The organism is Ohtaekwangia sp. (assembly GCF_036568665.1).
In the GTDB taxonomy this organism is placed as follows: Bacteria; Bacteroidota; Bacteroidia; order Cytophagales; family Cyclobacteriaceae; genus Ohtaekwangia.
Map to the genome: position 1 here is coordinate 1 of NZ_DATCSD010000451.1, position 10,056 is coordinate 10,056.

The window sequence follows — 10,056 nt, forward strand, 5'->3', positions numbered from 1 at the left end:
CCTATACCTGTTACCATATAGAACATGGTAAAGCGCTTGGTGCCCCAGTATGATTCGAGCATCGGCCCCATAAAGGCAAGGCTTAGCATGTTGAAGAATATATGTGTAAACCCACCATGCACAAACATATAGGTAAAGAGCTGGTACGGCTTAAAACAATCGGTATGCGTGTTCCACATCGAGAGGAACCCGGTAATGATATCGTTCTGATACGGAAAACCCGCACCACCAAAGCACGATCCAAAATCCATTTTAGGCGCAATCATCTGGCCTATAAAAACAATCACATTTATAATTATGATACTTCTAACAACCGGTGTAAGTCTGAGCATAGTGAAATTTAATTAATCTGCTTCTTCCGTTTTAGTTATATGTCGGGATTATCGAAAATAGGTTTCAATTTTAGTCAGTTCAAAAATAAAAAATGTCGGTTTTCCATCCGGTGTGTAGTTTGAGGTAGAGCACGCAAACAAACTATCTACCAGCGCCTGCATTTCTTCGCGCATCAGCGGCTGTCCGGCCTTGATCGAGGCGCGTTTGGCCAGCGCTCTCGCCAGGCTCTCCTGCAGCGGCAATGCCAGCTCCGACTGATTGACCTTGAACTGCTCGATCAATCCTTCGAATAATTCTTTTTCGTTGCCGGTATTTACTGTGGCCGGCACACCATTTACTACCAGTGTATTTTTACCAAACACATCAAATCGAAAACCAAGCGCTTCTATTTCGGGCTGCATCTCCAGTGCTAACGCAAAATCGGCAGCACTAAAGGTGATAGCCTGCGGAAATAAACTCTGCTGGCTTTGTGCGGATTTGTTTTTCAACTGGTTTACAAACTTCTCAAAAAGTATACGCTCGTGCGCGGCTTGCTGATCGATGATCATCATACCCGACCTCACTTGTTTAACGATATACCGCGAATGAAGTTGAAACAACGTCCGCTCTTCTGAGGCAGTCGCTTGTGAAGGTTGATTTATTGCACTCTCAAAACGCAACGTTTGAGGTTGAGAAGTTGAAATCTCGTCCTGCTGGCGTATAGTCGGCTTGATCTCCGGTGTCTCAAATAATTTTTCCCAGTTCTCATTGTTCGAGCGATGCAGTGCTGTGCTGAACCGCTCTTCGAAATATACCTGCTTGGATTGGCTGGTAGCGTTGTTGAGCTTGCTGATAAAATTTACATCCGCATTAAAATCTATAGCAGGCGTAAGATTGTGCGAACCTATAGCCTGCCGCACCGCTGCGCGCACCACGGCATATACCGCGCGTTCATCGTCAAACTTGATCTCGGTTTTGGTAGGGTGTACGTTTACATCTATATGCTTCGGATCGATCTGGATGAAGAGCACATAAAAAGGGAAACTATTTTCCGCGATAAGTCCCTCAAAGGCATTCATTACTGCATGACCGAGATAATTACTACGGATAAACCGCTGGTTCACAAACAGAAATTGTTCGCCACGCGTCTTGCGTGCAAAATCCGGTTTGCCTACGTAGCCGGCAACTTTTACACTCTCGGTTTCTTCCTGGCAGGTGGCAAGTTGCTCCTGGTATGATTTACCAAACAGATTTACTATACGCTGACTCAGTTTGGTTGCCGGCAGGTCGTATATACGCTCATCGCCTTGTATAAAGGAAAATGATATCTCCGGATGTGCGAGGGCCAGTCGCTGAAACTCATCAATGATATGCTTGAGTTCAACGGGGTTTGACTTTAAGAAATTTCTGCGGGCCGGTATATTATAGAACAGGTTCTTAACCGAGATGCTCGTGCCTTTCTCGCAGGCAACAGGTTCCTGCTTTTTTATTTCCGAGCCTTCTACTACAATACAAGTGCCGAGCTCCTGATCGGCCAGTCGTGTTTTGATTTCTACCTGCGCCACGGCTGCGATAGACGCCAGCGCCTCACCGCGAAAACCCATAGTATATAGCGAGAAAAGATCTTCGGCCTTTCGGATCTTGGAGGTGGCATGTCGCTCCAGGCTCATACGCGCATCTGTCTCCGACATACCGGTTCCATCATCTATTACCTGCAGCAATGTTTTACCAGCTTCTTTTATAATGAGCCGGATATTTTTTGCACCTGCATCGATCGCGTTCTCGATCAGCTCTTTTACTGCAGAAGCCGGACGCTGCACTACTTCACCAGCAGCAATCTGGTTAGCAATCGAATCGGGTAAAAGCTGAATGATGTCGGGCATGAATGCAATCCTGCAAGTTAAGGACGTACAAAGGTGGCAAATTTTATAAAAGGAATCGCCAGATTTTTAGATACAGGCGTTGAAATGTTCGCGGACATTTACCGTTAAAAATTTAAGCCTTAACTTCGCTCGTTCACCGTAATCGTTCATTTTTTAAACTGCATGGCCGGATGATTAAAAAGACTCTTGCTCTTCTCGCACTTACACTCTCCTGTATTATACCCGTATGCGCCCAGCAAAGTAAAGAAGCCTGGGTCGATAGCGTATTCAACGCACTGAATACCAATCGAAAGATCGGACAGTTATTTATGATACAAGTGCCCGCCCAAACTGATGCTGCCCGCATGAGCGACATCCGTACAAAAATTAAAAATGAACAGGTGGGCGGGTTGATCGTTACCGGAGGTAATCCTATAACACTCACCAATCTTATCTCGGGCTTTCAGCAAGACTCAGATATACCTTTGCTGATTGCGCAGGATGCTGAAGGCGGATTGGGCATGAGCCTCGACAGTGCTTTAACATATCCTTCGCCATTGGTGCTGGGCGCTATACGAAACGACTCGCTGCTATATGAACTCGGCAAAGCTATAGCCCTGCAACTGAAGATGATTGGCGTGAATCTCAACTTCGGACCAACGGTAGAGATGAACACAACGCCCACCCTACACTACCAGTCTTTCGGAGAGAATAAATTTCGCATTACCAACAAAGCGCTGGCCTTTATGAAGGGCATGGCCGATCAGCACGTACTGGCCGTAGTAAAAAATTTTCCAGTAAAAGGTATAACCATTACCGATGTGCAGAAGGGATGGCCCATTGTTCAGCCGGCTGTTGATACCGCGCAGGTATATACTTTCAGACGCCTGTTTGAAGGCGGCCTAACCGGTTTTATACCCGGCACCACGGAGTTACCGTTGTTCTATACCAACATGAGCCTGGCGCGCAAGAATAATTTTTCATCGCAGGCTATATCTTCTCTTTTCATTGGGAGCTGGGTGCGAAAGAATATGAATTACCAGGGACTCGCGTTTGCCGATATGCGCCAAGTACCTCCGATAGAAGAAAAGAACAGCGAAGGCCTGGCATCGCTCTATGCACTGAAGGCCGGCAACGACATACAGTTATACCCGGAAGATATAAACAACGCGATTCGTAAAATACGCAGACAGGTTCGCAGAGACGAAGCTCTGGAAGAACAATTAAACGCCAGTGTTAAAAAGATACTCGCAGCGAAGTATGATGCAGGCCTGTGGCACAAAACATCTGTCAACACGGACAACCTGCTGATGCGCCTGAATGCGCCCCAGGCACAACTGCTGAATAAGAAGTTACAGGAGGCTGCTATCACCGTTATCAAGAATAGTAACAACGTGCTGCCTGTATCTATACTCGACAACAAACGTTTTGTATATATTACCAGCGACACCACGCAAAAGCCGGACGCGCTATACCGTTACCTCAACCACTATGTGCATGCCGATAAATATACTTTGCATCAACTGCCACAGCTTGCACGGTTAGCCGCTGGCAAAGAGAAACTCACATTTATTATAGGTGTATTTCCTCAAACGAGGCCAGAGGCGTTAACATCGCTGAAACAATTGCTGGCTTCACTCACACAACACGAAGTAATTCTCTGCGATTTTGGCAATGAAGAATTTCTGCGAACAGCCGGGCAATATCCTACGGTAATCACCGCCTATACCAATACACTTGAAATGCTGGAAGGTGTGCCACAGGTAATTTTCGGGGGCTTACCGGCAGATGCTGTTTTACCCATGACCATCAGCGATCAGTTGAAGACCGGTGCCAGCAATACCTATTCATCTATCAATCGCCTTACCTATTCTATACCGGAAGATGCCGGCATGGATAGTCGCGTGCTCACAGCAATAGACTCCATTGCCAAAGAAGCCATCAAGACAATGGCTACGCCCGGTTGCCAGGTATTGGTAGCACGCAATGGCAAAGTAGTATACGATAAATCTTTTGGTTTCCTCACGTACGAAAAGAAATCGGCAGTAAACGAACAGACTATATATGACCTGGCTTCGCTCACCAAAGTATCGGCTACCTTACAGGCAACCATGTTTATGTATGAACGTGGCATTATAGACCTCAACAAAAAAGCCTCGGTATATCTGCCGGAGTTACGCAACAGTAACAAGAAAGATATCACCATCATTGATATGCTCACACACCAGGCGGGGCTTGCGCCATTTATACCAATGTGGCCACAAACGATGAAAGACTCAACGTTTCTTCCGCAGTTTTATAGCAGAGTGCGCGACAAAGAGCATCCTTTCCCGGTATCGCCCGGACTATATGGATCGCAGGTAATGAAAGATTCTGTGTGGTCGTGGATCATTCAATCGAAGATGGCCGAGAAGCCACCACGCACCCCATACCCCTACCGTTATAGCGACCTCGGACTGATGATCATGCAACACATTGTTGAACGTATGCTCAATCAACCACTCGATGATTTTTTGCATCAAAATTTTTACGAACCGCTGGGTGCCTATACTACACGCTTCAATCCATTGGATAATAATTTCTCTGCACAAACCATTGCTCCCACCGAGATCGACAAGATATACAGGAAGCATCTGATAGTCGGCACGGTGCACGATGAGCGCGCAGCCATGATGGGTGGCGTGAGCGGCCATGCCGGGTTGTTCAGCAATGCCAGCGACCTTGTTAAGCTTGGCCAGATGCTTTTACAGGAAGGCAACTATGGCGGGTATCATTACTATAAACCCGAGACTGTGCGTTACTTTTCAACCAAGATATATAAAGGCCGCAGAGCTATCGGTTGGGACAGGCCCGTGCAAAGTGAATGGAATAGTCCTACCTCATTAACAGCATCGCCTCTCACATATGGTCATACCGGTTTTACCGGCACCTGCATGTGGATCGATCCCACGTTCAACCTGGTGTATATCTTCTTATCCAACAGAGTATATCCCGACCGAAGTACTCGACTTAACACGATCAACATCCGCTCACGTATTCAGGATGTCATCTATCAATCGATCTTTGAATATTGCGGCCATTCACAATAAATTAACAAAAGAACAGAAACTAACCGTATACGAAACGGGTTAAAGTTGTAACAAAAACCAACCACCAGTGGAACAAATTAAAATTGGCATTGTATGCTACCCGACCTTCGGGGGAAGTGGAGTCGTAGCAACAGAGCTCGGTAAAGCACTTGCCCAGGAAGGCCACAAAGTTCATTTCATAACCTACTCTCAACCAACACGCTTAGATTTCCTGAACGAAAATCTTTACTATCACGAAGTAGACTTCCGTTCTTATCCCCTCTTTGAGTTTCAACCTTATGAACTGGCGCTTGCCAGTAAAATGGTAAGTGTTGTAAAGAATGAAAGGCTCGACCTGCTGCATGTACACTATGCTATACCGCATGCTTCCGCTGCCTATATGGCGAAACAGATTTTACGCTCACACGGCATCTTTATACCGGTGGTAACAACACTGCACGGAACCGATATAACATTGGTTGGGAAAGATCCGTCGTACGAACCCGTTGTTACCTTTAGTATTAATCAATCCGATGGAGTAACAGCCGTATCAGAAGATCTGAAAAGAGAAACATATCAGCACTTCAAGGTACTGAATGATATAGAAGTTATACCCAACTTCATTGATCTTGAAAAATTCAAGAAGCAAAAGAAAGATCACTTCAAGAAAGCTATATGTCCGAATGGCGAATCGCTTATTGTACACACCTCAAACTTCAGAAAAGTAAAACGTATACCGGATGTTATACAGGTGTTTGCTAACATCCGCAGAGAGATACCGGCAAAATTACTCATGATTGGTGACGGCCCGGAACGGAACCACGCAGAGGGTATGTGCCGCGAGCTCGGCATCTGTGATGATATCCGTTTTCTTGGTAAATTAGAAGCAGTGGAAGAAGTACTCTCGGTGGCCGATCTCTTTATCATGCCTTCTGAAAAAGAGAGCTTTGGTCTCGCAGCACTGGAAGCAATGGCGTGTGAAGTGCCCGTTATATCGACCAACACGGGTGGGCTACCCGAACTGAACGTGCAGGGAGTTACAGGCTTTATGAGTCCGGTTGGTGATGTAGAAGATATGACGCGAAAGGCTTTGTTTGTATTAGACAAAAATAATCTTCCACGTTTTAAAGAGAACGCTTTGAAGCGGGCACAAGATTTTGATATCACTAAAATACTACCCTTGTACGAAAGCTATTATCAAAAAATACTGGTAAAATCTGCAGCAAAAACAGCAGTATAAACGTTAATAAATTTTGTACGAGAGTCTGGTGATTTTTTAATTTCGCACAAAAGTTGAACACGGTATGGAAGTAGAGGTATTACCAAAGAACAAGGGAACCAAGCAGCTTTTTAAAAACCCGGTGTTAGAGAAGCTGTCACGCACACACATCTCCATTCCACTTACTATATTCTTTTTATACTCTTCCGGTTTGTTATACTGGAGTATAACACATACAACGCTTAGCCCACTCGCAACAACCGGTATGTTTTTTCTCGGGCTGTTGTCATTCACATGGGTAGAGTATATGACACACCGGCATCTCTTTCACATGCCCACCTATACCAAGGTAAGAGCCAAGCTGCAGTATACTATGCATGGCGTACATCATGAGTTTCCAAAAGATAAAGACAGACTCGCGATGCCTCCGCTGTTGAGTATAACGATAGCGACTATACTATTACTACTCTTCAGACTGGTAATGGGTGATCTGGTGTTTGCTTTCCTTCCAGGGTTTCTGGTGGGCTATGCAGCCTATTTATCGGTGCACTATATGGTGCATGTATTTCAACCACCGAAGAATATATTCAAAGCCTGGTGGATAAACCACAGTGTGCATCACTATAAAGATGGCGAGGTAGTGTTTGGTGTATCGTCTCCGTTGTGGGACTATGTATACGGCACTATGCGGGAGAAAAAATCTTCGTAAGATTTGATAACCGATGTAAAAAATAATAGCCATCCCTTTCAGGATGGCTTCTTTATTTGTTTAGGTTAATGAGTACGAACGTGATGCTTAAATGCGTGCCGCCTTAGAAGTTGTGTCCTTTTTCTGAACCTTCTTGGCATACGTAGGGCACGTGTGGAAACCACAGGATGAGAGAGTTACAGCCAATAAAACGAAAGCAGCTACAGACTTTTTCATAACAAAGTTTGGTTAAATTGTTATTCAAAGATACCCATGTCGATTCAACGGTATTTTTCGTTTCTGGCAGAATCCTTACGCGAACCAAGAATCTTTCAGGAAATTAAATTTTGAAGGAGAAACAGAAAGTCGAAATTAATGGTTTAGAGAATTATACCTTAATATGCTATGCTCGGATACAGATTCTCACAATACACACCTCCACAAGACCAGGCCAAGAGTGATTTTGATAAGCTGCTGAAGATTTTCATGCAGCTTGTATTGATCACCTCCGGAAATGTTTCGGAGGCGCTACAGTGGTTAACGGAGGTAGATCGCCAGTATAACCTTACCAATGGCCAGTATGGCATTGGCGATTTTATAGAAGATTTAAAGCGTGATGGCTACATCACAGACGAAGGACCAAAAGGTGAATTTAAACTGAAAGCCAAGAGCGAACAAAACTTACGGCAATCGGCCCTGGAAGAAATTTTTGGCAAGCTTAAAAAAACAAAACAAGGCGAACACAATACATCGCACAGCGGCCGTGGCGATGAACAAACGACAGAACGAAGAGATTACGAGTTCGGGGATACACTCGAACAGATCTCGGTAACCGATTCGCTGCGCAATGCACAGATCAATCACGGTCTTGATAATTTCTTCATGACCGAAGAAGACCTGGAAGTGATGGAGAGTGAGTATAAAACGCAGACCTCCACAGTTCTCATGATCGACATCTCGCACTCCATGATACTATACGGAGAAGACCGCATCACCCCCGCCAAGAAAGTAGCAATGGCATTGGCCGAACTCATCACTAAGAAATATCCGAAAGATACATTGGATGTATTGGTGTTTGGCGATGATGCATGGCAGATCGAGATCAAAGACCTTCCGTATTTGCAGGTTGGTCCGTATCACACCAACACAGTTGCAGGTTTGGAACTCGCCATGGATATTTTGCGCAGACGCAAGAATGCCAACAAGCAGATCTTTATGATTACCGATGGCAAACCCACCTGCATCAAACAAGGCATCAAATACTATAAAAATGCTTTCGGCCTCGACCAAAAAATTTTGAGTACTACCCTAAATCTGGCAGGACAATTACGGAAACTAAAAATTCCGGTAACTACTTTTATGATTGCCACCGACCCGTACCTGAAGTCGTTTGTGCGTGATTTTACAAAGGCCAACAATGGCAATGCTTACTATAGCAGCCTGGAAGGATTAGGCAACCTCGTGTTTGAAGACTTCAAGCGCAACAGAACAAAGAACTTATAATCGGCCGAGCAAACGGCTTTTACATCTTAGACTATATATATGTATTCTACATCCATTAAGACTCTTGGTGAGTTGAAGAAAGCGGGCTATACGGCTCGCTCTATCAAAGAAGAACTTCGCGAAAACCTGATTGCACGGCTCAGCAAAAAAGAAACTGTATTTGAAGGCATCTGGGGATATGAAGAGACGGTTATACCCGACCTGGAGCGGGCTATACTGGCCGGGCACGATGTAAACTTATTAGGTTTACGCGGTCAGGCTAAAACGAGACTCGCCCGACTCATGGTTCATCTGCTCGATGAATATATACCCTATATAGAAGGTTCTGAATTGAATGACGATCCGCTGGATCCTATCTCACGTTTTGGGCGTGATCTGGTGGCTGAACTTGGCGATGCTACACCTATAGCATGGCTCCATCGCGATGAACGCTATACCGAAAAACTGGCAACTCCGGATGTATCTATAGCCGACCTGATCGGAGATGTAGATCCGATTAAAGCAGCCACATTAAAATTACCATACTCAGATGAGCGCGTAATTCACTTCGGATTGATACCACGCTCTAACCGCAGCATTTTTGTTATTAATGAATTGCCCGACCTGCAAGCGCGTATACAGGTAGCGTTGTTTAACATTTTGCAGGAAGGTGACATACAGATACGCGGCTTTAAAATACGCATGCCCCTGGATATACAGTTTATATTTACGGCAAACCCGGAAGACTATACCAATCGCGGAAGTATAGTGACTCCTTTGAAAGACCGGATCGATAGCCAGATCATTACACACTATCCGAAAACACTGGATATAGGCAAGCGCATTACCCAACAGGAAGCACGACTAAAAGATATACAGCGCTCCATTGTATCGGTAAATGAAATTGCCAAAGACCTGATCGAGCAGATCGCGTTTGAAGCACGCAAGAGCGAATATGTAGATGCCAAGAGTGGTGTATCAGCACGCCTTACTATATCAGCGTATGAAAATCTCGTAGCAGCTGCTGAGCGCAGAAGTATTATCAATCGCGAGAAGAATACAGCGATACGCATCAGCGATTTTATAGGAGTTGTTCCTGCTATAACCGGTAAAGTAGAATTAGTATACGAAGGCGAACAGGAAGGCCCGGGTATAGTAGCGCAGAACCTGATCGGTAAAGCATTGCGTACACAGTTTATAAATTACTTTCCTGATCCGGATAAATTCAGAAAACAGAAAGAGAAGAGCCCATATAAAAAAGTATCCGACTGGTTTGGTGAAGGCAACACGGTTGACTTGCTGCACACTATGACACAAGGTGATTTTGAAAAAGCATTAAAGTCAGTGCCGGGTCTTAGCGAACTGGTAAATGATTTTCATAAGAATCAGGATGCTGCCACAAAATTATTCCTGATGGAATTTGCC

Annotated in this window: 8 protein-coding genes; 5 read left to right on the forward strand and 3 right to left on the reverse strand. The window is 44.9% G+C overall.

Annotated elements, in window-relative coordinates:
• Both VIN08_RS26685 and mutL read right to left on the reverse strand, forming a co-directional pair.
• The coding region (locus VIN08_RS26685; protein WP_331972328.1) for a rhomboid family intramembrane serine protease at window positions 1–332 on the reverse strand (332 nt) is incomplete at its 3' end.
• Between the two features lie 48 nt (window positions 333–380).
• A complete protein-coding gene (gene mutL, locus VIN08_RS26690) occupies window positions 381–2,195 on the reverse strand; it encodes a DNA mismatch repair endonuclease MutL (RefSeq protein ID WP_331972331.1) in 1,815 nt (604 codons plus the stop codon).
• Between the two features lie 170 nt (window positions 2,196–2,365).
• On the opposite strand from mutL, the gene VIN08_RS26695 reads away from it, so the two are divergent.
• The 3 genes from VIN08_RS26695 to VIN08_RS26705 all read left to right on the forward strand — a co-directional run bounded on the left by VIN08_RS26695 (window position 2,366) and on the right by VIN08_RS26705 (window position 7,170).
• Window positions 2,366–5,263, forward strand: a complete 2,898-nt coding sequence (locus tag VIN08_RS26695) for a serine hydrolase (RefSeq protein ID WP_331972334.1) — start codon at window positions 2,366–2,368, stop codon at window positions 5,261–5,263.
• A gap of 76 nt (window positions 5,264–5,339) precedes the next feature.
• Complete coding sequence (gene bshA / locus VIN08_RS26700) at window positions 5,340–6,482, forward strand: N-acetyl-alpha-D-glucosaminyl L-malate synthase BshA (protein WP_331972348.1); 1,143 nt, start codon at window positions 5,340–5,342, stop codon at window positions 6,480–6,482.
• Between the two features lie 64 nt (window positions 6,483–6,546).
• Window positions 6,547–7,170, forward strand: a complete 624-nt coding sequence (locus VIN08_RS26705; RefSeq protein ID WP_331972337.1) for a sterol desaturase family protein — start codon at window positions 6,547–6,549, stop codon at window positions 7,168–7,170.
• Window positions 7,171–7,257: 87 nt separating this feature from the next.
• On the opposite strand, the gene VIN08_RS26710 is transcribed toward VIN08_RS26705, so the two are convergent.
• Window positions 7,258–7,386 carry a hypothetical protein gene (locus VIN08_RS26710; RefSeq protein WP_331972339.1) on the reverse strand — a complete coding sequence of 43 codons (129 nt, stop codon included), beginning with the start codon at window positions 7,384–7,386 and terminating at the stop codon, window positions 7,258–7,260.
• A gap of 168 nt (window positions 7,387–7,554) precedes the next feature.
• Between VIN08_RS26710 and VIN08_RS26715 the strand changes: the two genes are divergently transcribed.
• Both VIN08_RS26715 and VIN08_RS26720 read left to right on the forward strand, forming a co-directional pair.
• Entirely contained in the window at window positions 7,555–8,652 is a 1,098-nt protein-coding gene (locus VIN08_RS26715; RefSeq protein ID WP_331972342.1) for a vWA domain-containing protein, read from the forward strand.
• Between the two features lie 39 nt (window positions 8,653–8,691).
• Window positions 8,692–10,056, forward strand: a 1,365-nt coding sequence (locus tag VIN08_RS26720; RefSeq protein WP_331972345.1) for a magnesium chelatase, incomplete at its 3' end; no start/stop codon positions are given.